The following is a 26353-nucleotide window of genomic DNA, read 5'->3' on the forward strand; positions in this document are numbered from 1 at the left end:
ACGGGCGGCCACACATGGTCTTGATGTAGGGGAGCTTGCCCGCCGGGGCAAGCGTTTCCGCGATTCAGGCCGCCGCCTTCTCGCAGCCGATCGGTACCAGCGCGCTGAGGAACTGGCGCGCGCTCGCCTCCCAGGTGAAGCTGCGGCCATAGGCGGCGCAGGCCGCACGATCGAGCGTCAGCGCCCGGTCGATCGCCGCGCCGAGATCCTCATCCATCGCGCCGGTCTCCGGCGTCAGCACGTCGACAGGCCCGGTGACCGGATAGGCCGCAACCGGCGTGCCGCACGCCAGGGCCTCGATCATCACCAGCCCGAAGGTGTCGGTGCGGCTGGGGAAGACGAACACGTCGGCGCTGGCATAGGCACTCGCCAGATCGGCGCCGAACTGCGCGCCGAGGAACCGCGCCTCCGGATATTTGGCCTCCAGCATCGACCGCGCCGGGCCGTCGCCGACGACCACCTTGGTGCCGGGCCGATCGACGCTGAGAAACGCCTCCAGGTTCTTCTCCACCGCGACGCGGCCGACATAGAGCATCACCGGGCCGGCCAGGTCCGCCATTTGCGGATGCGGCGCCAGACCCGGGTGGAAATGGGCGAGGTCGACCCCGCGTCCCCAGTGACGCACCTGGGGCAGGCCGTGATCGACCAGCGACTGGCGGATCGACGCGGTCGAGGCGAGGATCGTAGCACTCGGCGTGTGGAACCAGCGGATATAGCGCCAGATCCACTCGGCCGGCACGCCCGAGCGCGCCGAGACATAGTCGGGGAACTGGGTGTGATAGGCGGTGGTGAACGGCCGCTTCTGACGCAAACACCAGCGCCGCGCGGCGACGCACAGCGGTCCTTCGGTGGCGAGATGGATCGCGTTGGGCGCGAATTCCTCGAGCATCGCGCCCACCGCCGCCACGCTGGTGATCGCCAGCCGGATCTCGGGATAGGTGGGACACGGCAGCGAATAGAATTTGTCCGGCGAGACGACCATCACCTGATGGCCCTGGCCCTCCAGCACCCGCCGCACCGATTGGAGCGTGCGGACGACGCCGTTGACCTGGGGTTCCCAGGCATCGGTCACGATCGCGATACGCACGGCCTCGTCCCCCGCCGCTGCCGTCACGCCGCCGCCAGTCTGACCTCGGACTCCGGCTGCGACTCGCGCGCTGCCATCTCGTCGGCCCAGTGGAGAATTTCCATGGACCCGTCGTAATGCTCCACCAGCGCAGTGCAACCCTCTACCCAATCGCCGTCATTGTAATATTCGACACCGTCGATCGGGCGGATCTCCGCCTTGTGGATGTGGCCGGCGATCACGCCGTCGACACCGCGGGCACCGGCTTCGCGCGCAACGATCTCTTCGAACTTGGAGATGAAGGACACCGCGTTCTTCACCTTCTGCTTGGCGTATTTGGACAGCGACCAATAGGGCAGGCCCATCCAGCGACGCACCGCGTTCAGCCAGCGGTTGAGCGTCATCATCATCTCGTAGGCCGCATCGCCCAGATGGGCGAGCCAGCGGTGCGACATGGTGATCGCGTCGAACTCGTCGCCATGCAGCACCAGCAGGCGGCGGCCGTCGGCGGTGGTGTGGATCGCCTGACGCTTGATCTTCACGCCGCCAAAGTCGAGCCCGGTAAACTGGCGGAACATCTCGTCATGATTGCCCGGAATATAGACGATCTCGGTACCGCGCTTCGCCCGCTTGAGCACGCGCCACACGATGTCGTTGTGCGTTGCCGGCCAGTAGAAGCGCTTCTTCATCGCCCAGCCGTCGATGATGTCGCCCACCAGATACATGATATCGCTGTCGACATGGTCGAGAAAATCGATCAGCATTTCGGCATTGCAGCCGCGGGTGCCGAGATGGACATCCGAAATCCAGATCGCGCGATACTTGCGACGCGTGCCGATCGGCCGTTCCGGAATGGTCGGCGTCGCCGCGTGAAAGTCCGCGAGACCCGCGACATCGAACGAAAGCTTGGTGATCGTGGCCATGCCCTAGTTCCCGTGCAGCTACCCTGGTGCAGAGACTCGCCTATGCCGCGACATTGTTACAAATCGAATCGTTGCGATTTCACGGGAGTGTCACAAGCGGGCCGGCGGAACGCACCGTCGGCCCGCTTGGGTCTCACTCCGCTGCGGCGGGCGGTACCGATGGCTGGGTCGCGCCCGATGCGGCGCCGGCCACCAGCGAGTCGAGCGTTCCGCCCTCGAAGCCCAGCTCGCGCATCAGCCCGTCGATCACCGGCGCCTGCGCGCGGTACCGCAAGGCGGCCGAGACCGCCGCGTTGGCGAGATTGCGGTCGCCGCCGCCGTCATTGGCGACCGCACCCGCAACCGCGGTGCCGCCGGACAGGCCGTCGACCTGGACGATCCGGATCGAATCGATCGCCTCCATCGGCTTGGCCGCCTCGCGCACCAGTTCCGGCAGCACCTTGAGCAGCGCCAGCTTGGTCTGCAGCGAGACCTGATCGGAGGAGAGCAGATTGGCCGCCTCGTTCACTGCCCGCTGGCCAGCCGCCTCCACCTCGAACCGCACGCGATCGGCTTCGGCGCGCAGCTTGGCCGCCTCGGCCTCGCCCTCGGCCGCCAGCCGTGCCGCCTCGGCGCGATCGGCCGCGGCTGCCTTCTCCGCCTCCGCCTGGGTCTTGATCGCGATGGCGGCGCGTTCCGCCTCGCGCGCCGCGTCGATCAGCTCGATCCGCTTCTGGCGCTCGGCGACTTCGGCGTCGCGCGCGGTGCGCACCGCCTCCTCGGCCACTACAGCCTGGGCGCGCGCCTGATCGGCGACCGCCTTGGCCTGGCTTTCCTCGCGGCTCTTGTTCTGCACCGCGATCTGCTGTTCCTGCCGCGCGAGCTCCAGCGCCTGGACCTGGGCGATCTTCGCTTCCTGGATCGCGCGATCGGCCTCGATCTGCTGGGCGTCGATCTGGCGCTTCGCCTCGATCCGCGCCTGCTCGGCCTCGCGCTGCCGCGCCGCCTGCTCGCGCGCCACTTCGGACGCCTGCTCGGCACGGCGCACTTCCAGCTCGCGCTCCTGCTCCAGCCGCGCGAATTCGGTGTCGCGGCCGATCAGGAAGGACTGGCGCTGCGCCTCGAGATTCTTGGTCTCGATCTGCACCCGCGTATCCTGCTCGATATCGTTGCGCGCCTTCTTGCGCAGCTCGATCTGCTCGGTCAGCTTGGTCAGGCCCTCGGCGTCGAAGGCGTTATTGGCGTTGAAATGCTCGATCGAGGTCTGGTCGAGACCGGTCAGCGACACGCTTTCCAGCTCCAGCCCGTTCATCGCCAGATCGGCGGAGCTGACCTGCTGCACCTTCTGGACGAAGTCGCTGCGCTGCTCGTGCAGCTGCGCCATCGTCATGCCCGCGGCGACCGAGCGCAGCGCGTCGACGAACTTGCCCTCGACGAGTTCCTTCAGCGCCTCGGGGTTCATCGTGCGCAGGCCCAGCGTCTGCGCCGCGGTCGCGATCGACTGCGCATCGGGCTTCACCCGCACGTAGAATTCGGCCTTCACGTCGATCCGCAGCCGATCGAGCGTGATCAGTGCATCGGAATTTTTGCGCTCGACGGCGAGGCGCACGGTGTTGAGATTGACCGGCATGGTCTCATGGAACACCGGCAGCACCAGCGCACCGCCGTTGATCACCACCTTCTCGCCGCCCGCTCCGGTGCGCACGAAGCCGACCTCCTTCGACGCCCGCTTGTAGAGCTTGGCAAAGGTGATGCCGATCACCAGCAGCGCGACAAGCGCGATGCCCGCATAAACGAGATAGGGCAGCACCGATGTGGCGCCCTGCGGAACAATGGCATGCATGGGTTTCACCCTTCCAGACGCGGCAGACGATGGTCGCCCCAGGAAATCGCGCGAAAGCCGTCGCCCTCGCGCCGGATCAGGAGGACGCGCTCGCCCTCCTCGAATTGCTGGCCGGTGCCGTCGGGCTCGACCATCACATAATGCACCTGGCCGTGCGCGTCCTGCGCCCGCGCCCGGGCCGGGGAGCCGGCACGCGCACGGCCGATCACGATCTCGGCAGTGGCCCCCACCAGGCTCTCGATCGGCACGGCAGTGCTGTGGTCGCCCGGCAGGATCCGCGCCACCCCGCGCGTGGCGAGCGCGGCGAGCGGGAGCGCCGCCAGGGCCGCCGCGGGCACCGCGATCCAGCCGCTGAGCGCGGCGCCGCTCCAGTCGTGCGCGAGCTGCTGCCCCAGCAGGCCGACCAGCCCGAAACAGGCGAGATACAGGATCAGCGACACCAGCAGCGGCACGCGGCCGATACCGAGCCAGTCGAGCGCATCGAACGACGCGTCGGCGTCCAGCTCGGGCGACAGCTCGGCCCAGTCGCCGCCCAGCCCCAGCGCCTGCACGATGCCGATCAGCAGCATCAGCACGATCGCCGAGACGAACGCAATGCTGCCCGGCGCGGTAATGACTTCGAGCACTTCCCCCTCCCGACCCGGTACGAGGCTAGTCCTCTCCGCGCGCGGAATGAAGCGAAATCGGAACGGGGCTGGACCGCGCTGCGCCGTCTAGAATGGGAGAAGCGAAAGGATCGTCATGTCGCTCGAAGCATTACGCAGCACCACCCGCGATATCCTGCGGATGACGGAGGAAATCCTCCGCGCCGGCGCGGCGCCGATCGATCTGCCGCGGCTCGCCGACCTGCGCAAGAATGCCGCCTTGGCGTACACCAGCTTCTTCGCCCAGCAGGAGGCGGCGCTGCTGCGGCCGCTACGCGAGAGCGGTGATCCTGCGCTCGTCGCCATTGCCAGCTGTCTGGTCGAGCGCGACCTGGAGGGGCGGCGCATGGGTCTGGTACATTATCAGCGCTGGCCCCTCGCCCGCATCGCCGAGGATCCGTCGGGCTATCAGGCCGATGTGCGCCGCTACTTCCGCTGGCTGGAGGGGCGTGTGCTCTATGCCGAGCAGACCGCCTACCCCGCGCTTGCCCGACTCATTTCATCGTCAAAACGATCAACCTGCTGAAACGCCGCTAGAATGGCCTCAGGAAGGATGCTGATGCCATTTACCTCGCTCTACGCCACGACCCAAGAACTCACCGACGCCGCCAAGGCGCTGTACCTACTCGACGCCCGACCGACCGCCGCTGCACTGGATGCCGCCCGTAACCGCCTGCTCGACGCGATCCGGGCGCACAGCCTGACCAAGGACCGGCTGCTGCTCCAGACGCTGCGGGAAAGCGAGGATTGCGCGCACCTGGCAATGGCGCGCCGCACGACCGAACAGGACCTGGAATGGCGGCAGCGCATGCTCGACCATTTCGTCGCCTGGCCGCTCCGCAAGATCCACGCCGATCCGCACGGCCATCGCGCCGCCGCCCATCGCATGCTGCGCCTGTGCGAGCGACGCGCCGCGCACCAGGAGCAACTGCTGCTACCGATGGCGGAGGAAGCGCTGCGGCAGCGCCCCCTCGCCGCCTGATCAGGCGGGCCGGCCGGGGATCGTCAGCACGATCTTGCCGACATGCTCGCCCGCTTCCATCCGCCGGTGCGCCGCGGGCGCCTCGGCCAGCGGGAAGGTGCGATCGATGATCGGCCTGAGCTTGCCCTCGGCGACCAGCGGCCAGACATGGCGGCGTAATTCGTCGGCAAGCAGCGACTTGAACTCCACCGAGCGCGGCCGCAGCGTCGATCCCGTCAGCGTCAGGCGGCGACGCATCACGTCCCAGACGGGAATCGTCGCGGTCGCCCCGCCCTGCACCGCGATCGATACGTGACGGCCGTCCTCGGCCAGGCACTGGAGGTTCCGCGCGACATAGTCGCCGCCGACCATGTCGATCACGACCTCCACGCCCTTGCCGCCAGTGAAGGCCTTCACTTCCTCGACGAAATCCTGCGTCTTGTAGTTGATCGCCAGGTCCGCGCCGAGGTCGCGTGCCGCCGCGCACTTTTCATCCGAACCGGCGGTAACCAGGATCGTCAGCCCGAATAGCTTGGCCAGCGCGATCGCCATCGTGCCGATGCCGCTGGTGCCGCCATGGACCAGCACGGTTTCTCCCGGCTGCGCCCAACCGCGATCGAACAGGTTCGACCAGACGGTGAACAGCGTCTCGGGCAACGCCGCCGCTTCGACCAGGCTCAGCCCCTCGGGCACTTCCAGGCACTGGCCGGCGGGTGCCACCGCATATTCGGCATAGGCGCCGCCCGCGATCAGCGCGCAGACCTGGCGGCCCATCAGCGACTCGTCGACGCCCGTGCCCAGCGCGACCACCGTTCCTGCGATCTCCATGCCCAGAATCGAGGGCGCGCCCGGCGGCGGCGGATATTTGCCCTGCCGCTGCAGCACTTCCGGACGGTTCACGCCGGCAGCGGCGACCTGCACCAGCACCTCGCCCGAGCCCGGTGCGGGAACGGGTCGTTCGACGGGAACAAGGACTTCGGGGCCGCCCGGCGCATCGGGGTCGATGGCCAGCATCAATTCGGCTGCGATCATTCGGTTCGTCGCTTTTTGGCCTAAGGGGAACTTCGGGGCCTTATTGACATCGCCCCCCTCAGGGTCAACGTTTCCTCGCATGGACGCCGACGAAAATCTTCCGCGTCGATCCGACGATCTCGCGGCGCAGCTGGCCAGCCAGGACCTCGACCCCTTTTCGGTGGCCGAGCTGGAAGCGCGCATCCGGCTGCTCGAGACCGAGATCCTCCGATGTCGAGAAAAGATTCAACGCGCCGTTCACCATCGTGCAAGCGCTGACGCTCTATTTAAGAGATGAGCGTCAAGGCACCGGAATTGGGGCGATACGCCACGATCCTCCGGTGCGGGGCCGCAGCGCTTGATGCGGGGCCTGCCACTCCCGACATAGGGGAAGACGGGCTCAGCACCCTTTCGGCCCGACTGGAGTTGTATCCGAATGCCTAGTTTCGCCTCCGCTCTCGAAGCCACCCTCCACAAGGCGCTCGAGGCTGCGTCCTCGCGCCGGCACGAATATGCGACGCTCGAGCATCTCCTGCTCGCGCTGATCGACGACGAACATGCCTCGAAGGTAATGGGCGCGTGCGGGGTGGACCTGGGCGAGCTGAAGACCACCGTGGCGCACTATCTCGATACCGAGCTGGAAGCGCTGAAGGTGGACAACGCCACCGATCCCTCTCCCACCAGCGGGTTCCAGCGCGTCGTCCAGCGCGCGATCCTGCACGTCCAGTCCTCGGGCCGCGACGAAGTGACCGGCGCCAATGTGCTGGTCGCGCTGTTCAGCGAGCGCGAGAGCTATGCAGTCTATTTCCTGCAGCAACAGGACATGAGCCGGCTCGATGCCGTCAGCTTCATCAGCCACGGCGTCGGCAAGGGCGGCACCACGCCCACCGAGGCGAGCACCCCCAAGGGCGCCGCCGAGGAAGACAAGTCGAACAAGCAGGAGGCGAAGACGGGCAAGGGTGAGAGCGCGCTCAAGCAATTCACCGTCGACCTCAACGAGAAGGCCAAGATCGGCAAGGTCGATCCGCTGATCGGCCGCGCCGCCGAGGTCGACCGCACCGTCCAGATCCTGTGCCGGCGCAGCAAGAACAACCCGCTGTACGTGGGCGATCCCGGCGTCGGCAAGACCGCCATCGCCGAGGGCCTGGCGCGCAAGATCGTCGAGGGCGAAGTGCCCGACGTGCTCAAGGAAGCGGTGATCTACTCGCTCGACATGGGCGCGCTGCTCGCCGGCACCCGCTATCGCGGCGACTTCGAGGAGCGCCTCAAGCAGGTCGTCTCGGAGCTTGAGAAGCTGCCGCACGCGGTGCTGTTCATCGACGAGATCCACACCGTGATCGGTGCGGGTGCGACCAGCGGCGGCGCGATGGATGCGTCGAACCTGCTCAAGCCGGCGCTGTCGGGCGGCTCGATCCGCTGCATCGGCTCGACCACCTACAAGGAATTCCGCAACCATTTCGAGAAGGACCGCGCGCTGCTCCGCCGCTTCCAGAAGATCGACGTCAACGAGCCGTCGGTCGAGGATACGGTGAAGATCCTGGCCGGCCTGCGCTCGGCGTTCGAGCAGCACCATTCGGTGAAGTACACCCCCGACGCGATCAAATCGGCGGTCGAGCTGTCGGCGCGCTACATCAACGACCGCAAGCTGCCGGACAAGGCGATCGACGTGATCGACGAGGTCGGCGCGATGCAGATGCTGGTGGCGCCGTCCAAGCGCAAGAAGGTCATCACGCCCAAGGAGATCGAGCAGGTCATCGCGACGATGGCGCGCATCCCGGCCAAGACCGTCTCGTCGGACGACACCCGCGTGCTCGCCAATATCGAGCAGGATCTGAAGCGCGTGGTGTTCGGCCAGGACAAGGCGATCGAGGTGCTCTCCTCGGCGATCAAGCTGAGCCGTGCGGGCCTGCGCGATCCGGACAAGCCGATCGGCAACTATCTGTTCTCGGGGCCCACGGGCGTCGGCAAGACGGAAGTGGCGAAGCAGCTTGCGACGCTGCTCGGCATCCCGCTGCAGCGTTTCGACATGTCCGAGTACATGGAACGCCACTCGGTCAGCCGGCTGATCGGCGCTCCTCCGGGCTATGTCGGCTATGACCAGGGCGGCTTGCTGACCGACGCGGTCGACCAGAACCCGCATTCGGTGCTGCTGCTCGACGAGATCGAGAAGGCGCATCCGGACCTGTTCAATATCCTCTTGCAGGTGATGGACAACGGCAAGCTGACCGACCACCACGGCAAGACCGTCGACTTCCGCAACACCATCCTCATCCTGACCACCAATGCCGGTGCGTCGGACATGGCGAAGGAAAGCGTGGGCTTCGGCGAGCTGAGCCGCGAGGACGTGCAGGAAGAGGCGGTGAAGAACCTCTTCACCCCGGAATTCCGCAACCGCCTCGATGCGATCGTGCCGTTCGGCTATCTGCCGCCGGAAGTCGTCGCACGCGTGGTCGACAAGTTCGTGCTCCAGCTCGAGCTGCAGCTCACCGATCGCGGCGTCCACATCCATCTGGACGAGGAAGCCAAGGCGTGGCTCACCAAACGCGGCTATGACAAGCTGTACGGCGCGCGCCCGATGGGCCGCCTGATGCAGGAGAAGATCAAGCAACCGCTCGCCGAGGAGCTGCTGTTCGGCAAGCTCGTCCATGGCGGCGAGGTGAGCGTGAAGCTGAAGGACAATGCGCTGGCGTTCGAAATCACGCCGGCCGCGCCGAAGAAGCCGAAGAAGGGCAAGAAGGCCGAGCCCGCGGGCGCCTGAGCCTTTCCGATTCGGGAAACGACATCGGCCCGGGGGAGCGATCCCCCGGGCCGATTGCGTTGTGCGGCGCCCACTCCCCGTCGGGGAGAGGTCCTGCGGATCAGCGCGTGGCGCTCGCCACCAGCGTGCCCTGGTTCGCGGCGAGGATCGCGCGCTCGGCGGCCTGGCGAGCGCTGGCCAGCGCGGCCTTGCGGCAGGCCAGTTCGTCCGCGGTCGGCAGCATCCTGCCGCTTACCGCATCAAGGCGGCACACACGATAGCTCGCCGCGGCAACGCGGCGCTGCAGCCGCGTACGGCCCTGCGCGGTCAGCAGTTCGGACGGCTGGTAGGCGACGCGGACAGTCTTGTCCTGACGGGTCTGGGCTTCGGCCGGAACGGTGGCGATCGTGCCAAGCATTGCGGCCATCACGATGAAACGCTTCATGATTGGTCCTCCTGGATTGCGGTGTGTTCGCGACCGTGTCGCGACCGGTCTCCGCCGGCTGACCGGGCCTTTACGCTCGATTTGGGTCACCCCAATGCAGCATGCGTGACACTTACTTTCAGGAGACATGACACTATTGTTCACGTGCATGATAATGCTGCGCCGCAACAACTTACACGGCAACAATCGTTCAATGTAATGGTAAACGGCTACTTACCGCCTGGACATGATCAGCGCTGCGCATTTCCTATGCGAGTCGCCACGACTACCGGCACATCACAATGCGCATGGCGCACGACGGGGCGATAGGCATTCGCCAGGGGTTCGTCGCGCAGCGCACGCGCACCCGGAGTTGCGCCGGACGGGGCGGCGTCGACGGGCTGCACCCGCGCATTCTCGCAGCGCGGCTTGCGCGGCACCACCATGGCCTTTGCCGCGGGTGCATCGTCTCCGGTGATCGACAGCAGCAACAGGACCGTCCACATGGCATCCTCCCGACGCGCCTCGCCTCCTCCGGCGAGCAATGCCGGAGCATAGCGGCCGCGCGGTCGCCTGCCTATCGGCCGCGTTCGGAGAGCTTGCGCTCCCAGGCGAGCGCATCGCGGACGATCTCGCCCAGATCGGCATGTTTGGGCCGCCAGGGCAATGCCGCCAGGATCGCGCTGTTGTCCGCCACCAGCGCATCGGGATCGCCGGCGCGGCGGCCTTCCAGCTTGCGCGCGATATGGAGGTTGGTCACCCGATCCACCGCGTCCAGCACTTCCATCACCGAGAAGCCGCGACCATAGCCGCAGTTCAGCGTGTGGCTCTCGTCCGGCCGCGCGATCAGCAGGTCGAGCGCGTCGACATGCGCGGCGGCGAGATCGCTGACATGGATGTAATCGCGCACCCCGGTGCCGTCGCCGGTCGCGAAATCGGTGCCGAATACGCTGACATGGTCGCGCTTGCCGGTCGCCGCCTCCACCGCGACCTTGATCAGGTGTGTGGCACCCGCGGTCGACTGGCCGGTGCGCCCCTTGGGGTCGGCACCCGCGACGTTGAAATAGCGCAGCGCGCAATAGTTGAGCGGATGCGCGGCGGCGACGTCCTTCAGCATGATCTCGGTCATCAGCTTGGACATGCCATAGGGGTTGATCGGCTGCTTGGGGCTGTCCTCGCGCACCGGCACCCGCTCGGGGGTCCCATAGGTCGCTGCGGTCGAGGAAAAGATGAAATGGCGGACGCCCTCGGCCACCACGCTTTCCAGCAGCGCGCGGCTGGCGACGGTGTTGTTGCGGTAATATTTGAGCGGATCCTTCACCGATTCCGGCACCACCACCGATCCGGCGAAATGCATCACCGCGATCACGCCATGTGCGCGGATCGCCCCGCGCACCGCCTCGCCATCGTCGATGTTCGCCACGACCAGCGCGGCGCGGGGATCCACCGCCCAGTCGAACCCGGTCACCAGATTGTCGACCACCACCACGCGCCAGCCGGCGTCGAGCAGCGCCAGCACCGCATGGCTGCCGATATAGCCCGCACCACCCGTCACCAGCACCGCACCGTCCCGCATCACGTCATCCTCATTGTTCCGCCTCGGCTCCACCCTATCTTGGGGCCACAAGCAAGGAGTTCCTGAGACATGACCATCGAAACGGCGACGCTCGCCGGCGGCTGCTTCTGGTGCACGGAAGCCGTGTTCAACGACGTCATCGGCGTGCAGGGCGTCGAGAGCGGCTATATCGGCGGCACCAAGGAAAACCCGACCTACAAGGAAGTCTGCACCGGCGACACCGGCCATGCCGAGGCGATCCGGGTGAGCTTCGACACCGATGTGGTGAGCTATGGCGAGATCCTCGACATCTTCCTCGCCACCCATGATCCGACCCAGCTCAACCGCCAGGGCAACGACATCGGCACCCAGTATCGCTCGGCGATCTTCCCGCATTCGGCCGAGCAGGAGCGCGAAGCGCTGGACGCGATCGAGCGCGCGCGTCCCGATTGGCCGCAGCCCATCGTCACCACGATCGAGCCGCTCGGCCAGTGGTGGCCGGCCGAGGACTATCACCAGGAATATTGGCAGGGCGAAGGCCAGCGGAACCCCTATTGCCTGGCGGTGATCCCGCCCAAGCTCCGCAAGCTGCGCAAGAGCTTCGCCAACCGCACCAAAGAGGGCGCAGCCGCATAAGGCCGCGCCCTCCCACGGGGGTGTTCGAGACCGCGGCCGGCTTGCGAGGCTGGCCGCGGATACGAAGGCGCGCAGGGCTGCGGGGGCAACTCGGCGCCATTCGGGTTCCGCACTCGTTCGATGACTCGACCGGTCGGCATACTGCCCGCAACCAGGCGCCACAGCACGCGAACGATCGTCCACCAGTTGCCGCAACGCTTGTCTTTGTTTCGCAAGCTTTCCGGCTGCTCGGAACCTAGGAGGTGATCACCGGCTGTAAAGGCAAGATTGTATACGCGATACTCAAATTGAGATGAACGAACAGAATCATCCGCTTTGGAGTGATACCGCAGAAGACAAACGTTTGGCTTATTTGCGCTATTGGTCAGGTCAGTTCAATTTGCCGGAAGCTTTGGTCGCGGGGTCAAGCCTGTGATAGCAACCAGCCCCGCACCGGATCGACAGCAACGCCTCCCGGCACATGCCCGCATTCAAATCCCATGCGATGCTTCTCAGGCGCGCGGAAATGCCGCTCGTGCCAGTCGATCGCGGATCGCCAGGCCCAGGCCGTGCGCGGGAACCGGCGCCACCGCGATGGCTTCACGATCGGAGGCGTCCGCGCGATGGAGCGCGTCGAAAAGGCGCGCCGCCGCCTCCCGCAGATCCCCCGCAGCCGACAGCGTATCGTCGCCGCCGATGGCACCAAAGCCGATCAGCCATTCGCCCGCCTGCGCTGCGGCCGCCTCCAGACGCACCGGCTTGGACGGCGCATAATGGCTGGCGAGCTGCCCCGGGGCGGTGATCGCGCCGGGCGTGGCGCCGCCGCCATATCCCGGCAACTGCTCGGCGGTCACCGGTCCCGGCCGCAGGATGCGCCGCGCCGCCGGGTCCACGATGGTAGACTCGATGCCCGCAGTGGTCGCGCCGTCGTCGATCACCATGGGGATGCGCCCCGCCAGGCTCGCCGCGACATGCGCGGCGCGGGTGGGGCTGATCCCGCCGCTGGCATTGGCCGAGGGCGCAGCGAGCGGCCGCGCACTCGCGCGGATCAAGCCTTGCATGGCGCGGTGATCGGGCATGCGCAGCGCCACCGTCGGCAGCCCGGCGGTGACCAGGCTCGCGATCGGCGATCCTTCCGCGAGGGGCAGTACCATCGTCAGCGGTCCCGGCCAGAACCGCGCGGCGAGCGCACGAGCCTCCGCATCGAAGCGGGCGATCGCCTCGGCCATGGCCATGTCCGCGACATGCACGATCAGCGGATTGAACGAGGGCCGCCCCTTGGCCGCGTAAATGCCCGCCACCGCCTGCGAATCGGTGGCGTCGGCGGCAAGTCCGTAGACGGTTTCGGTGGGCACCGCGACGCACTGGCCGGCGCGAATCAGCGCCGCCGCTTCGCCGAGCGCGGCCTCGCCGTAGGGTAAGATGCGCGGATTTGCTGGGGTCACGCGGAAGGCGCTATATTGCTGCCAAGAAGATCACAAGAGAGAGGCCTGATGTTCACCCCCGCCACCGCCGAGCAGCGTTTCGTGCTCGATCATATCGTCCGCCTGTCCGAGATCAGCAGCGAGGCCACGCCCGACCTGCTCGACGCCGTATTGGACGGCGCCGGCCAGTTCGCCGCGGGCGAATGGGCGCCGCTCGAACGGCTGGGCGACACCGAAGGCGCGCGCTGGACCGACGGCGGCGTGACGATGCCCGAAGGCTTTGCCGCCGCCTATCGCGCCTATGTCGAGGGCGGCTGGGGCACGATCGGCTCCCCCGCCGAGCATGGCGGCCAGGGTCTTCCGGTCAGCCTGTCGGTCGCGGTGCTGGAAACGCTGGGCACCGCGAACATGGGCTTCTGCCTGTGCCCGGTGCTGACGGTCGGCGCGGTCGAGGCGCTGCACCATCACGGCTCGCCCGAGCAGCAGGCGCTGTATCTGCCCAGGCTCGCCACCGGCGAATGGACCGGCACGATGAACCTCACCGAACCGCAGGCGGGATCGGACGTCGGCGCGGTGAAGGCCAAGGCCGAGCCTGCGGGCGACGGCAAGTGGAAGATCAAGGGCACCAAGATCTACATCTCGTTCGGCGACCATGACATGGCGGACAATATCGTCCATCTGGTGCTGGCCCGCACCCCGGGCGCCCCGGCGGGCACCAAGGGCCTGTCGCTGTTTCTGGTGCCGAAATATCGGCTGAACGCGGACGGCACGCCGGGCGATTTCAACGACATCAAGGTCGTCTCGATCGAGCACAAGATGGGCCTGCACGCCTCGCCCACCTGCGTGCTGAGCTTCGGCGACCATGACGATTGCATCGGCGAGCTGATCGGCCCCGAGCTGGGCGGCATCCGCGCCATGTTCACGATGATGAACAATGCGCGGCTGAATGTCGGCCTGCAGGGCGTGCAGGTCGCCGAGCGCGCGACCCAGCGCGCGGTCGCCTATGCGCGCGAGCGGGTACAGGGCTATCGCGGCGGCGCGCAGACGGCGATCATCGAGCACCCCGACGTCCGCCGCATGCTGCTGCGGATGAAGGCGCAGACCCAGGCGGCGCGCGCGCTGGTCTATTATGCCTTCGGCCAGCTCGATCGCGGCCGGGCGGGCGATGCCGAGGCGGACAAGCGCGTCGAGCTGCTCACCCCGCTCGCCAAGGCGCACGCCACCGACATCGGCAACGAGGTCGCCAGCCTGGGCCTGCAGGTCCATGGCGGCATGGGCTATATCGAGGAGACCGGCGCGGCCCAGCATTTCCGCGACGCGCGGATCACGCCGATCTACGAAGGCACCAACGGCATCCAGGCCGCCGATCTGGTCGGCCGCAAGCTGAGCATGGACAATGGCGCGACGCTGCTCGGCCTGCTGGCCGACATGCGCGCCGAGGCCGAGGATGCAGGCCTGCGGCAACTGATCGACGCCTGCGAGGAGGTCGGCCGCAACCTGCTTGGGTCGGACAGCGACGATCGCCTGGCGGCAAGCTATCCGTTCCTCACCATGTTGTCGGTCGCGGTCTGCGGCTGGCTGATGGAGAAGAGCGGCCGGCTGGCGGCGGCGGGCGACGGCGAACCGGGGTTCCTCGAAATGAAGCAGGCAGCAGCACGCTTCTATGTCGAGCAGATCGTGCCCGAGGCGCTCGGCCTGCGCGCGGCGGCGATGGCCAAGGCCGCGGTGCTGTATGCGGTGGATGCGGCGGCGTTCGCCGCCTGATCGGGACAGCCGGACCGCGCCTCCCTGCCGAGGCGCGGTCCACCCGGTTCAGAACTTGCGCTCCTGGTGCCCGATCGTGTCGCAGGAACCGCGGAAACCATAGTCCGACAGCCCCTGCACCGTGACCCGTCCCGAGCGCCGGTCGATCGTCACCTTGGGCTTGTTGAGGCCGTTCAGCCGATAGGTGGCGCGGATGGTGTCCGGGCTGACGAACAGGTCATAAAGGTCCCACCAGCCGTCCTGCCCGCCCGAATGGATCGGCGGCACGAGCGAACGCGGCAACCGGATGCGCCCGCCGCCCGGCCAGGTCTGGATCATCAGCGAGGCGTCGAACACCTCGGTCTTGGAGGCAGTGTAGGTGCCGTACTCGTAGCGCTTGCGCTCCCTGTTCCAGGTCCAGGTCGAGCCGCTGGTGATGCCGTTCTTGGATCCGTCGCCGAAGCAGACCAGTCCTAGATCGACGTTGCGGCCGTCGACGACCGGCGCCTCGTCCGGGCCGGGCCGGCCATAGCCGGGATCCACCGGATAGCCGCTGCCCGGCCGCGTCGCCGGGCGCTGGGCATAATCGGGGTTGGGCCGCAGATTGCCGGGCTTGCGGCAGTCCGGCGGCGGGCTCGGCTGGATCGAGGCGTAGCGACCGTCCATCGTCGCGATGGTGACGCACTGGCGGCGCGCCTCGCTCCACCAATAGGTGTAGGAACGGTCGTCGCTCTTGTCGACGCGCACAAAGCCATAGCCGCGGCGTTGCAGTTCGCCCTCGGCCTGGCCGCCCCGCGCGCCGACCAGGTCTTCCAGCCCCGTCGTCTGAGCCTGCGCGTGCAGCGGCACGAGAAGCAAGGCGATCGGAAGTTTTCTCCACCCAAAGCGTGCCATTACCACCTCCCTGTTGTGTCGGCTTGAACCGACGAGGTTGTGGTATGATCCACGAACAACGCTGTCCATCATCCCGATAGCGGCATTGCGCGACTGGTGACGATCGCACATGTTCGGCGCCATGGATTTCATGCGCTGGCTCAATTCGCTCGACGAACTTCTGTATGAAGTGATGAGCTGGCTGTTGTTCTTCCCACTGACGCTGATGCGGTCGGTATTTCGCCCGATCGGTATCATGGCGGAGATCGAGAAAGAAGCCGCGCTGCCCGACGACCAGCGCTACAAGGCGGTGCTCAGCCCGCCGCTGTTCCTCGCCCTCGCGCTGCTGCTGGCGCATGCCGTGGCGACCGCGCTGGGGCAGGTGGACACCATCGTCCTCAACCACAATGGTCTCGCCAACCTGGTCAACGACAATGCGAGCGCGCTGATCCTGCGGGTCATCGTGTTCGCGTCCTTCCCGCTGTTCCTTGCCGCGCGGCTGGTGCGACGGAGCGGCAGGAAACTGGATCGGGATACGCTGCAACTGCCCTTCTACGAGCAATGCTATCCTGCCGCGGTCTTCGCGCTCGGCCTCGGCGTCGGCACCAGCCTCTCGCTCGATCTGCATGGCATCGCCAATATCCTGGGGCACGGCATCGTGGCGGCCAGCATCAGCTATTACTGGCTCGTCGAGACCCGCTGGTTCGCGCGAACCCTGGGAATCGGGCATGTGCGTGCCGCAGGCAACGTCCTGATCGGCCTGTTCGAAGGCACCATCTTCCTCGTCGTCGTGGCGATCCTCTTCTCCGGCTGAGGGCTGCCACTTACAGGCTGCCCAAATCCCCCACCGCATCCTTGTCCAGCCACGTCCCCGCCTCGGGCATCGGGTATTTCAGCCCGGTCGCGCAGTTGAACAGAATGGTCCGTTCCTCCGGATCGACCAGCCCGTCCAGCATCGCCTGGCGGTACGCCGCCAGCGTCGCGCCGCCTTCGGGGCAGAGCAGCAGCCCGTCCTTGCGCGCGCAATCGTCCACCGCCTGGAGGATCGCCGGATCGCCGACCGCCAGCGCGCGACCGCCGCTCTCGCGCACCGCGCGCAGGATCAGGAAGTCGCCCACCGCCTTCGGCACACGGATGCCCGCCGCCACCGTCGCGGCATTCTCCCAGCGCTCGGCATGTTCCTCGCCCGCCTCGAAGGCGCGGACGATCGGGGCGCAGCCCGAGGCCTGCACCGCGTACATGCGCGGCCGCTTCGATCCGATCCAGCCGAGCCGCTCCAACTCGTCGAAGGCCTTCCACATGCCGATCAGCCCGGTGCCGCCGCCGGTGGGATAGAAGATCGCGTCGGGCAGCTCCCAGCCGCACTGGGCGGCGAGCTCCAGACCCATCGTCTTCTTGCCCTCGATCCGGTACGGCTCCTTCAGCGTCGAGAAGTCGAACCAGCGGCCCTCCGCCGCGCCGCGCCCGACGATCGCGCCGCATTCGTCGATCTGACCGTTGACCCGATAGACCCGGGCTCCTTGCGCCGCGATTTCGCGGACGTTCACTTCCGGCGTTTCCTCCGGGCAGAGGATCACCGTCTCGATGCCGCAGCGTGCGGCATAGGCAGCGAGCGCCGCGCCGGCATTGCCGTTGGTCGGCATCGCGATGCGGGTGACGCCCAGTTCACGCGCCATGCTCACCGCCATCACCAGCCCGCGCGCCTTGAACGAGCCGGTCGGCAACCGGCCCTCGTCCTTGACGATGGCGCCGGAGCCGCCGGACTTGGGGATGGCGATCAGCGGCGTCTCGATCTCGCCCAGCGAGACTATATTCTCCGCCCGGCGCACGGGCAGCAACTCGCGCCAGCGCCAGAGGTCGGTCGGCCGCGCCTCCAGCGTATCGCGGCTCAGCGCCGCGCCGATGCCGGCCAGATCGTAGCGCACCAGCAGCGGCCGCCCGACGCGCGAAAGCTGGTGCAGCTGGTCGGCCGCATAGGTCTCGCCTGTCATCGAGCATTCGAGATGGGTGACGAAGCTCGGCCGCTCGGCCTGGATATTGTCCTGCATGGGCGGCAGCCTAGGGAGGCCTGCCCGCACTGTCGACCAGCCTCGTGCACCATCGGTGCCGGGTACGTCGCGCGCCCGGCTGCGCTTGGGCGGTCGCCGTCGCTTTCGCCCTAGTCGGATCGAATTGCGATCCAAGTCCGGTGGGCGCAACAGCAGGCCGACCGTTGCCGCGCTACGCCTAGTCCGCGCGCCTCGGCCGCGACGTCGCGCCGGTCCGGTCCCAGCGCACCGCCTTGACATAGGCCAGCGGATTGAACCACGAGCCTTCGCCGTCGAAGCTGTGCGTGACGAACTCCGCACGGCCGGCGATCGTCTCGACCGGCACTGGCCCGCCCAGCCCAAGCTCGTCCGAATCGAAGCGGCTGTCGGCGGACTGATCGCGATTGTCGCCCATCAGGAACACCCGGCCCGCAGGCACCGTGATCGGCCCATAGTCGTCGCCCGGGCTCAGATAGCCGTTCGGCAGCACCCTGTCGCCCAGATCGATCACGTCGTAGCTGGCGCCGTTCGGCAGCGTCTCGCGGTAGAGCGGCAGCTGGCAATAGAGCCTGCCGTCCGGCCCCGGCTTGCGGAACGCCGCGAGGGGGCCTTCGTCGCACGGCACGGCCGCGTCGACCGGGATCATCGCATTGCCGACCGCCACATGCGGGACCGCCTTGCCGTTCAGCACCACCTGGCCGTGGCGCACTTCCACCGTATCGCCCGGCAGGCCGATCACCCGCTTGATCAGATCCTCGCCGTCGCCACGGCGTACGACAAGAACGATATCGCCGCGCTCGGGCATACGGCCAAACAGCCGGGCGGGCGCGATGTCCTTGCCGTGGATCATCAGCGAGGCCTGCGAGAAGCCATAGGGAAATTTGGTCGCGACCAACCTGTCACCGGTGCGCAGCGCCGGCATCATCGATCCCGAGGGAATGTAATAGGGCCGCGCCACCGCGCTCTGGAACAGGAAGAAGATGCCGAGGGTGGCGCCCCAGCCGCCCAGCGTGCGCGCCCAGCCCGGCTTCTGCTCCGCCATGGCGTCAGGCGATCTCGTGGCTGCCGTCGAGCAGTTCGCGCGTATCGAGCCCAAGCAGCGCGATATGATCGCGCACGCGCGGCCAGAAGCCGGTAAGGAAGCGTTCGCGCTCGGCCGTGCGCAGCCGCTCCACCGCGCCGGACACGACGAACATGCCGACGCCGCGACGGACCTCGACATAGCCGTCGTCCTGGAAGCTCTGATAGGCCTTGGCCACCGTCAGCGGGTTCGCGCCATGTTCGGCGGCGAGCGCGCGCACCGAGGGTAGCTGGTCCCCGGCGCGGTACTGGCCGCGCAGGATCGCCGCGGCGATGATCGCGCGCAGCTTGAGGTAGACCGGGCTGTCTTCGTGCTCCAAGGCTGTCATGCTGCCATAATACAGCACATGGCCTTGGAGTCCATAGTCAGGGATTCCACCGATGGACCAGCTGGCTCAGTTCGCCGCGCGGCCGCTCCTCCAGCGGGCGGGCGGGCGTGCCCAGGAAGACGAAGCCGGCGATGCGCTGCCCGTCGCTCCCGAACAGGTCGCGCACCGCGTCGGAATAGGCGGGCCAGCCGGTGAGCCAGCCCCCGGCGAATCCCATCGCATGCGCGGCGTGGAGCAGGTTCATGCAGGCGGCCCCGGCGGAGAGCTCCTGCTCCCACAAAGGCACCTTGTGCGGCTGGACGGGCGCGGAGAGCACCACCACCAGCGACGGCGCCTGGGTGGCGAACTGGGCGGCCGCCTCCTCGTCGCGCGCGGTTGCATCCGGCTTTTCGGCGCGCAGGATCTCGACCAGCTTCAGCGCCAGCGCAGGCCGCGCCTCGTCCGGCACGATGACGAACCGCCAGGGGGCGAGCTTGCCGTGATCGGGCGTGCGCGCGGCGATCGCCACCATCTCGTCGAGCTGTTCGGGGCTCGGCCCCGGCGCCGCAAGGTCGCGCGGCTTGCCCGAACGGCGGGTCTGGAGAAGGCGGAGCGGCGTGCTGCGATCGTTGAAGGTCATGCGCGCCATCTAGGATGCTGTCCCGCCTCCGCCAAGCCGCGCCGCTTTACACCGGCGGTGCAGGCTTTAGTCTGCGCGCCCATGCACCGGGCCCATGCGCCCGGCACCCAACTCCAAGGACAACTGCATGGTCGACACACCCACTGCCGATTCCCCGGCAGAACCGGATATCACCCACGTAAACCCCGCCGACGAAAAGACCTGGTTCGGCCATCCCCGCCAGCTGGCACGGCTGTTCTCCACCGAAATGTGGGAGCGCTTCGGCTTCTACGGCATGCGGGCGCTGCTGACGCTCTATCTCACCCAGCATTTCCTGTTCGGCGATCGGGAGGCGACCGGCCTCTACGGCGGCTACACCGCGCTGGTGTACCTCACCCCGCTCATCGGCGGCTATCTGGCGGACCAGTTCCTCGGCTCCAAGCGCGCGGTGAAGTTCGGCGCGATCCTGATGTCGATCGGCTATTTCGTGCTGTGCTTCGGCGGCCAGACCGCGACGCCCTATGCCAAGATCGACGGGCAGCGCTACGAGGTGTCGATCGAGAAGACCGCCGCGGGCGAGCAGCGCTATGTGGTCGATCAGGGCCACAAGCAGCTGATCAAGGGCAATGACGACGGCTCGATCACGCTCAGCGAGAACGGCCAGACGGTGCGCACCATCGCCAAGGGCGGGTTCCAGTCCGAAGCCGATCGCAGCCCCTTCTACGTGATGGTGATGCTCATCGCGCTGTCGATGGTGTCGGTGGGCAACGGCTTCTTCAAGCCCAACATCTCGACCATGGTCGGCGAGCTCTACCGCCCCGGCGACAGCCGGCGCGATGCCGGCTTCACCATCTTCTACATGGGCATCAATCTCGGCTCGATGCTGTCGCAGGCGTTGTGCCCGTGGCTGGCGGTTGCGGGCGGCTGGTGGGCGGGCTTCGGCCTCGCCGCGATCGGCATGCTGTTCTCCTGGGCGCTGATCCAGATGGACGGCGGCAAGCTCAACGGCATCGGCGAGCCGCCGGCAAAGGCAGCGACCGGTCGCCAGCAGATCCTGATCTATCTCGGCGCGCTGTGCGTCATTCCGCTCTTCTATCTGCTCTACATCAACCTGATGGCCGCGGAGCCGGCGCCGGCGGGATCCGGGCTGCTCGGCTATGTCGCCTCGCTGTCGCTGATGGGCAAGCTGCTGTTCGGCACGTTCCTGATCGGCGTGCCCGCGATTCTGATCTGGTCCTTCTTCGCCGGCGATCGTCGCGAGTTCCAGATGATGATGGCGGCGATGGTGCTCATCGTGTTCAACGTCGTGTTCTGGACGCTGTTCGAGCAGGCGGGCTCCTCGCTCACCCTGTTCGCCGACCGCAACACCGATCTCTCGATCTTCGGCTGGTTCACCATGACCGCGGGCCAGACGCAGAGCTTCAACGCGCTGTTCATCGTGCTGCTCGCGCCGCTGATGTCGATGCTGTGGGGTGGCCTCGCCAAGCGCGGGATGGAACCGAGCATTCCGGTGAAGTTCGGCATCGCGCTGATCGCCGTCGGCGGCGGCTTCCTGTTCCTGGTCTGGGGCGCCAACTGGGCCGATGACAGCTTCAAGGTCTCGGTGTGGTGGATCGCCGGGCTCTACTTCATCCACAGCTTCGCCGAGCTGTGCATCTCGCCGGTCGGCCTCAGCATGATCACCAAGCTGTCGATCGCGCGCATCGTCGGCATGATGATGGGCGTGTGGTTTCTGTCGATCTCGGTCGCGCAATATGTCGCGGGGGTGATCGCGCAGTTCGCCAGCGTCGAGACGGTGGGCGGCCAGGTGACCAATCTGAAGGTCAGCCTGGAGACCTATCTCAGCGTGTTCACGCTGATCTCGGAATGGGCGATCGGGCTCGGCGTGCTGTTGCTGCTGCTCAGCTGGCCGCTCAAGCGCTGGATGCACGGTGTCAAATAAGCGCCGGCGGAAAAGAGGGACGGGGCGCCGCGGAAATGGGGGGACTGCGGCGCCCCTGTCGTTCGCCCGAGGGGGGAGTGGGCGAACGAGTCTCGTTCAGGCCGCGAGCGGCAGGATCGGCGCATCCTGCTCGTTGGCGGCCACGCGATCGCCGGCGGCCGCCGCGATCGGCTGGCCGGCCTCGGCTGCCAGACGACGATGGGCGAAATAAAGCGCGATCAGCGAAAACATGAAAACCTCGGGATGTAGCGTTGCTGCAATGCAGCGCGGGCGTCGCATCTGGTTCCGCCGCTGCGAGTCTGCAACTGCAAAGCCCCTCCCCCGCACTTGCACGCGCTGCAACCCAAGGAATTTTCCACCCGGAACGCAAAAGGGCCCGGCGTCGCCGCCAGGCCCTTTCCGTGCGAATACGGATGGCGCTTACCAGATATGCACGCGCTGCTCGGGGGCGAGGTACAGCTTGTCGCCCGGCTTGATGTCGAACGCCTTGTACCAGGCATCGACGTTGCGCACCACGCCGTTGACGCGCGCGGTCGCCGGCGAGTGCGGATCGACGACGAGCTGCTGACGCAGCGCATCCTCGCGCACCTTCACCCGCCAGGCCTGGCCCCAGCCGAGGAAGAAGCGCTGGTCGCCGCTCAGGCCGTCCACCATCTTCGCCTTGCCGTGCTTGGCCTGATACTTCTGATAGGCGCCATATGCCGCCTCCACGCCGCCCAGATCGCCGATATTCTCGCCGAGCGTGAGCTTGCCGTTGATCTTCATGCCCGGCAGCGGCTCATAGGTGTCATACTGGCCGGCCAGCGCCACGGTGCGCGCGCTGAAGTCGGCCTTGGCCTTCGGGGTCCACCAATTCTCCAGCTTGCCGGTCGGGCCGAACATGCTGCCCTGGTCGTCGAAGCCATGGCCCATTTCGTGGCCGATCACCGCGCCGATCGCGCCGTAATTGACTGCCGGATCGGCATTGGGATCGAAGAAGGGCGGCTGCAGGATCGCCGCCGGGAAGGTGATCTGGTTGGACAGCGGATTGTAATAGGCGTTCACCGTCTGCGGCGTCATCGCCCATAGCGTGCGGTCAACCGGCTTGGGAAAGCGCGACAGCGCCAGCTGGTGCTGGAACTCGCCCGAACGCATCACGTTGCCGAGCAGATCGCCACGCTCCACGCTGAGCGACGAATAGTCGATATACTTTTCGGGATGGCCGATGCGCGGCTCGAACGCGGCCAGCTTGGCGAGCGCGGCCTTGCGGGTCGGCTCGTCCATCCAGGTCGAGGCCTCGATCCGCTCGCGATAGGAATCGCGCAGATTCTCGATCAGCTCGGCCATCTGCTTTTCCGCCTCGGGCGGATAATATTTGGCGACATAGGCCTTGCCGACCGCCTCGCCGAGCGCGCCGTTGACCATCTGCACGCCGCGCTTCCAGCGCTCGCGCTGCGCCGGCACGCCGGACAGCGTCTTCGAGTAGAAGTCGAACCGCGCCTGATCGAACGCCTTGGGCAGATAGGTCGCATGATCGCTGACGAAGCGATACGCCAGATAATCCTTCCAGGTGGACAGCGGCGTTTCGGCAAAGATCTTGCCCAGCGCGATCAGCGCGGTGTTCTGCGCCATCAGGATCTGCGGCGAGCTGTCGACGCCCGCGGTCTTCAGCATCAGCGCCCAGTCGAACTCGGGCGCCTTGGCCTTCAGGCCGGCGATCGTCTGCGGGTCGTTGAGCTTGGCGATGTCGCGGCTCTGCTCGGGCGACCACTGCACCTTGGCCATCGCCATTTCGAGCGCGACGATCGCATCGGCCTTCGCCGACGCATCGGGGATGCCCGCCAGTTCCTGCATCTGCTGCACATAGGCGCGATAGGCCTTGCGGAAACCCTCGAATTTTTCGCCCGGATTCAGGAAATAGTCCCGCGGCATGCCCAGGCTGCCCTGCCCGACCCCAGCGGTGTAGCGGGTCGGATCGGCAAAGCCCGGCGAGATGTCCACTTCCACCGGCGTGGCATAGCCGACGGTGGCGAACAGCACCTGCAGCGCCGACTTGTCCTGCACGCCGGCGATGCGCGCGAGATAGGGCTTGAGCGGCGCGGTACCGCGTGCCTCGATGCCGGCCTCGTCCATCCAGCTGGCGTAGAAATCGCCGATCTGCTTGCCGCTGGCGCCATAGGCCGCGGGGTTCTTCGCCATGTCGTCGAGCAGCGTGCGTACGTTGTTCTCGGCCGCCAGCGCCAGATCGACGAACGGACCGGCAGAGGTGCGATCGGCGGCGATCTGGGTGCGATCGGCCCAGCCGCCATTGGCGTAGGTCCAGAAGTCGTCGCCAGGCTTCACCCCGGGCTTCTGCGCGGTCATGTCGACGCCGAAGCTGCCATAATAGGGCTTGCCGGTCTGGGCCAGCGCGGGCGCGGAGGCGAGCAGCGCCGCAGCGCCGGTGAGAAATAAGGAACGACGCATTTTCATGATGTTAGGCTTCCCCACCTCGATGTGTATTACCGGAGTGTAACGGCCCGTTTCGTGCGTCGCAATGGAATTTTGTTTCACGCGTTACTGCCCGATGGGGCATCCCTTCTCCCGGCTTTCGAGCGGGAGAAGGGACAGGATCAGCCCACCCGGTTGGCGACCAGATCGTCGACCACCGCCGGATCGGCGAGCGTCGAAGTGTCGCCCAGGCTGCTGACATCGCCCTCGGCGATCTTGCGCAGGATGCGGCGCATGATCTTGCCCGAACGCGTCTTGGGAAGACCGGGGGCGAACTGGAGCGCGTCCGGAGTCGCGATCGGGCCGATCTCGCCGCGCACCCAGTCGCGCAGTTCCTTGCGCAGGCTCTCGCTCGCCTCGATGCCTGCGTTCAGGGTGACATAGGCATAGATGCCCTGCCCCTTGATGTCGTGCGGCATGCCCACGACGGCGGCCTCGGCCACCTTGTCGTGCAGCACCAGCGCGCTCTCCACCTCGGCAGTGCCCATGCGATGCCCGGAGACGTTGATCACGTCGTCCACCCGGCCGGTGATCCAGTAATAGCCGTCGCCGTCCCGGCGGCAGCCGTCGCCGGTGAAATACTTGCCGCGATAGGTGGTGAAATAGGTCTGGAAGAAGCGCTCGTGATCGCCCCAGACGGTGCGCATCTGCCCCGGCCAGCTGCGCGCGATGACGAGATTGCCCTCGGTTGCGCCTTCCAGCAGCGTGCCGTCGCCATCGACCAGCTGCGGCTCGATCCCGAAGAACGGCATCGACGCCGAGCCCGGCTTGAGCGCGGTGGCACCCGGCAGCGGGGTGATCATGTGACCGCCCGTCTCGGTCTGCCACCAGGTGTCGACGATCGGGCAACGGCCCTCGCCCACCACGTCATGATACCAGCGCCACGCCTCCGGGTTGATCGGCTCGCCGACCGAGCCGAGCAGCTTCAGCGACTTGCGGCTGGTCGCCGTGACGTGCGTATCGCCTTCCTTCATCAGCGCGCGCAGCGCCGTCGGCGCGGTGTAGAGGATCTCGACCTGGTGACGATCGACCACCTGCCACATGCGCCCCGCATCGGGCCAGGTCGGCACGCCCTCGAACATCAGCGTCGTCCCGCCATTGGCCAGCGGACCATAGACGATATAGCTGTGCCCGGTGACCCAGCCGATATCCGCTGCGCACCAATAGACCTGCCCCGGCCGGTAATCGAACACGACTTCGTGGGTGTACGCGGCCCAGAGCAGATAGCCGCCGCTCGAATGGAGCACGCCCTTGGGCTTGCCGGTCGAACCCGAGGTGTAGAGGATGAACAGCGGATCCTCGGCGTCCATCGCCTCGGCGGGGCAGTCGGCGGACACCTTGGCGGCCGCCTCGTGATACCAGAGGTCGCGGCCGGGCTGCATCGCCACCGCGCCGCCGGTCGCCTGCACCACGATGACCTTTTCGAGCACGGGCGCATGGCGTTGCGCCGCGTCGACATTGGCCTTGAGCGGCACGCGCTTGCCGCCGCGCCGTCCTTCGTCGGCGGTGATGACGATGCGGCTGTCGCAGTCGACGATGCGGCCGGCCAGCGCCTCGGGCGAGAAACCGCCGAACACCACCGAATGCACCGCGCCGATCCGCGCGCAGGCGAGCAGCGCCACCGCGGCTTCGGGGATCATCGGCATGTAGACGGTGACGCGGTCGCCCTTCTGCACGCCCTCCGCCTTCAGCACATTGGCGAAGCGGCAAACCTCCTCATATAATTCCAGATAGGTGATCCGGCGCGCTTCCTCGCCGGGTTCGTCCGGCTCCCACAGGATGGCCGTCTCCCCGCCGCGGCTGGCCAGATTGCGGTCGAGGCAGTTGGCGGCGACGTTGAGCTTGCCGTCGGCGAACCAGCGGATGCGGAAATCGGCCTCGTCGAACGACCAGTCCCCGGCGGTCTGCGGCGGCACGATCCAGTCGAGCCGGCGGGCCTGTTCGCGCCAGAACCCGTCCGGGTCGGCCAGCGACTGGGCGTGGAGACGTTCATACGCTGCGGCATCGACGCGGGCGTGGCGCGCCCAGGCTTCCGGCACCGGATACAGATTCTCGCTCATCAAGACCCCTCCTGGTCGTGAAGGCATCTAGGGTCGCACAGGGTGGATAG

Annotated in this window: 25 protein-coding genes; 8 read left to right on the forward strand and 17 right to left on the reverse strand. The window is 67.1% G+C overall.

All coding sequences use genetic code 11. The annotated features are described in order from the left end of the window. Window positions 1-64 precede the first annotated feature (64 nt). From S2M10_RS19080 to S2M10_RS19095, 4 genes are all read right to left on the reverse strand, one after another. A complete protein-coding gene (locus S2M10_RS19080) occupies window positions 65-1087 on the reverse strand; it encodes a glycosyltransferase family 1 protein (RefSeq protein ID WP_168847459.1) in 1023 nt (340 codons plus the stop codon). Between the two features lie 23 nt (window positions 1088-1110). Then, window positions 1111-1989: a UDP-2,3-diacylglucosamine diphosphatase gene (locus tag S2M10_RS19085; protein WP_168847460.1), complete on the reverse strand. Its 879-nt coding sequence runs from the start codon at window positions 1987-1989 to the stop codon at window positions 1111-1113. A gap of 133 nt (window positions 1990-2122) precedes the next feature. After that, the gene (locus tag S2M10_RS19090) at window positions 2123-3811 is read right to left on the reverse strand and encodes a flotillin domain-containing protein (protein WP_168847461.1); all 1689 of its coding nucleotides are present in this window, start codon (window positions 3809-3811) and stop codon (window positions 2123-2125) included. A 5-nt stretch (window positions 3812-3816) separates the two neighbouring features. Beyond that, window positions 3817-4437 (reverse strand): YqiJ family protein, encoded by a 621-nt coding sequence (locus S2M10_RS19095; protein ID WP_168847462.1) that lies wholly within the window; start codon window positions 4435-4437, stop codon window positions 3817-3819. Window positions 4438-4552: 115 nt separating this feature from the next. Between S2M10_RS19095 and S2M10_RS19100 the strand changes: the two genes are divergently transcribed. Together S2M10_RS19100 and S2M10_RS19105 are read left to right on the forward strand one after the other, a co-directional pair. Then, window positions 4553-4981, forward strand: a complete 429-nt coding sequence (locus S2M10_RS19100) for a hypothetical protein (protein ID WP_168847463.1) — start codon at window positions 4553-4555, stop codon at window positions 4979-4981. A 33-nt stretch (window positions 4982-5014) separates the two neighbouring features. Further along, window positions 5015-5437 carry a hypothetical protein gene (locus S2M10_RS19105; protein WP_168847464.1) on the forward strand — a complete coding sequence of 141 codons (423 nt, stop codon included), beginning with the start codon at window positions 5015-5017 and terminating at the stop codon, window positions 5435-5437. Here S2M10_RS19105 and S2M10_RS19110 read toward each other — a convergent pair whose 3' ends face one another. After that, window positions 5438-6448 (reverse strand): NAD(P)H-quinone oxidoreductase, encoded by a 1011-nt coding sequence (locus S2M10_RS19110; RefSeq protein WP_211091147.1) that lies wholly within the window; start codon window positions 6446-6448, stop codon window positions 5438-5440. A 79-nt stretch (window positions 6449-6527) separates the two neighbouring features. Here S2M10_RS19110 and S2M10_RS19115 point away from each other — a divergent pair, with 79 nt between their 5' ends. Together S2M10_RS19115 and clpA are read left to right on the forward strand one after the other, a co-directional pair. After that, a complete protein-coding gene (locus tag S2M10_RS19115) occupies window positions 6528-6725 on the forward strand; it encodes a DUF1192 domain-containing protein (RefSeq protein ID WP_168847465.1) in 198 nt (65 codons plus the stop codon). A gap of 138 nt (window positions 6726-6863) precedes the next feature. Then, on the forward strand, window positions 6864-9185 hold the full coding sequence (gene clpA / locus S2M10_RS19120) for an ATP-dependent Clp protease ATP-binding subunit ClpA (RefSeq protein WP_168847466.1): 2322 nt from the start codon (window positions 6864-6866) through the stop codon (window positions 9183-9185). A 100-nt stretch (window positions 9186-9285) separates the two neighbouring features. On the opposite strand, the gene S2M10_RS19125 is transcribed toward clpA, so the two are convergent. The 3 genes from S2M10_RS19125 to galE all read right to left on the reverse strand — a co-directional run bounded on the left by S2M10_RS19125 (window position 9286) and on the right by galE (window position 11164). After that, on the reverse strand, window positions 9286-9609 hold the full coding sequence (locus tag S2M10_RS19125) for a UrcA family protein (protein ID WP_168847467.1): 324 nt from the start codon (window positions 9607-9609) through the stop codon (window positions 9286-9288). 230 nt (window positions 9610-9839) lie between these two features. After that, window positions 9840-10094 carry a hypothetical protein gene (locus tag S2M10_RS19130; RefSeq protein ID WP_168847468.1) on the reverse strand — a complete coding sequence of 85 codons (255 nt, stop codon included), beginning with the start codon at window positions 10092-10094 and terminating at the stop codon, window positions 9840-9842. A gap of 71 nt (window positions 10095-10165) precedes the next feature. Further along, window positions 10166-11164 (reverse strand): UDP-glucose 4-epimerase GalE, encoded by a 999-nt coding sequence (gene galE / locus S2M10_RS19135; protein ID WP_168847469.1) that lies wholly within the window; start codon window positions 11162-11164, stop codon window positions 10166-10168. Between the two features lie 69 nt (window positions 11165-11233). On the opposite strand from galE, the gene msrA reads away from it, so the two are divergent. Beyond that, entirely contained in the window at window positions 11234-11779 is a 546-nt protein-coding gene (gene msrA / locus S2M10_RS19140) for a peptide-methionine (S)-S-oxide reductase MsrA (RefSeq protein ID WP_168847470.1), read from the forward strand. Window positions 11780-12270: 491 nt separating this feature from the next. Here the strand turns inward: msrA and S2M10_RS19145 are convergent, their stop codons facing one another. After that, window positions 12271-13203: an L-threonylcarbamoyladenylate synthase gene (locus S2M10_RS19145; protein ID WP_168847471.1), complete on the reverse strand. Its 933-nt coding sequence runs from the start codon at window positions 13201-13203 to the stop codon at window positions 12271-12273. 48 nt (window positions 13204-13251) lie between these two features. Here S2M10_RS19145 and S2M10_RS19150 point away from each other — a divergent pair, with 48 nt between their 5' ends. Next, a complete protein-coding gene (locus S2M10_RS19150; protein WP_168847472.1) occupies window positions 13252-14946 on the forward strand; it encodes an acyl-CoA dehydrogenase in 1695 nt (564 codons plus the stop codon). A 48-nt stretch (window positions 14947-14994) separates the two neighbouring features. Here S2M10_RS19150 and S2M10_RS19155 read toward each other — a convergent pair whose 3' ends face one another. Beyond that, the gene (locus S2M10_RS19155; protein WP_168847473.1) at window positions 14995-15819 is read right to left on the reverse strand and encodes a hypothetical protein; all 825 of its coding nucleotides are present in this window, start codon (window positions 15817-15819) and stop codon (window positions 14995-14997) included. Window positions 15820-15940: 121 nt separating this feature from the next. Here S2M10_RS19155 and S2M10_RS19160 point away from each other — a divergent pair, with 121 nt between their 5' ends. Then, a complete protein-coding gene (locus tag S2M10_RS19160; RefSeq protein WP_168847474.1) occupies window positions 15941-16612 on the forward strand; it encodes a hypothetical protein in 672 nt (223 codons plus the stop codon). 10 nt (window positions 16613-16622) lie between these two features. On the opposite strand, the gene S2M10_RS19165 is transcribed toward S2M10_RS19160, so the two are convergent. The 4 genes from S2M10_RS19165 to S2M10_RS19180 all read right to left on the reverse strand — a co-directional run bounded on the left by S2M10_RS19165 (window position 16623) and on the right by S2M10_RS19180 (window position 19853). Continuing rightward, on the reverse strand, window positions 16623-17846 hold the full coding sequence (locus S2M10_RS19165) for a threonine synthase (protein ID WP_168847475.1): 1224 nt from the start codon (window positions 17844-17846) through the stop codon (window positions 16623-16625). A gap of 178 nt (window positions 17847-18024) precedes the next feature. Then, window positions 18025-18867, reverse strand: a complete 843-nt coding sequence (gene lepB, locus S2M10_RS19170; RefSeq protein ID WP_168847476.1) for a signal peptidase I — start codon at window positions 18865-18867, stop codon at window positions 18025-18027. A 4-nt stretch (window positions 18868-18871) separates the two neighbouring features. After that, window positions 18872-19234 (reverse strand): GntR family transcriptional regulator, encoded by a 363-nt coding sequence (locus S2M10_RS19175; protein WP_168847477.1) that lies wholly within the window; start codon window positions 19232-19234, stop codon window positions 18872-18874. 37 nt (window positions 19235-19271) lie between these two features. Beyond that, entirely contained in the window at window positions 19272-19853 is a 582-nt protein-coding gene (locus S2M10_RS19180) for a nitroreductase (protein WP_168847478.1), read from the reverse strand. A gap of 127 nt (window positions 19854-19980) precedes the next feature. Between S2M10_RS19180 and S2M10_RS19185 the strand changes: the two genes are divergently transcribed. Next, complete coding sequence (locus S2M10_RS19185) at window positions 19981-21774, forward strand: peptide MFS transporter (RefSeq protein WP_168847479.1); 1794 nt, start codon at window positions 19981-19983, stop codon at window positions 21772-21774. A gap of 96 nt (window positions 21775-21870) precedes the next feature. On the opposite strand, the gene S2M10_RS23020 is transcribed toward S2M10_RS19185, so the two are convergent. From S2M10_RS23020 to acs, 3 genes are all read right to left on the reverse strand, one after another. Beyond that, on the reverse strand, window positions 21871-22005 hold the full coding sequence (locus S2M10_RS23020; protein WP_282098065.1) for a hypothetical protein: 135 nt from the start codon (window positions 22003-22005) through the stop codon (window positions 21871-21873). Window positions 22006-22194: 189 nt separating this feature from the next. After that, window positions 22195-24225 (reverse strand): M13 family metallopeptidase, encoded by a 2031-nt coding sequence (locus S2M10_RS19190; RefSeq protein WP_168847480.1) that lies wholly within the window; start codon window positions 24223-24225, stop codon window positions 22195-22197. Window positions 24226-24365: 140 nt separating this feature from the next. After that, window positions 24366-26303, reverse strand: a complete 1938-nt coding sequence (gene acs, locus S2M10_RS19195; protein ID WP_168847481.1) for an acetate--CoA ligase — start codon at window positions 26301-26303, stop codon at window positions 24366-24368. Window positions 26304-26353 lie beyond the last annotated feature (50 nt).

This window comes from Sphingomonas sp. S2M10 (assembly GCF_012650175.1).
Classification (GTDB): Bacteria; Pseudomonadota; Alphaproteobacteria; order Sphingomonadales; family Sphingomonadaceae; genus Sphingomonas.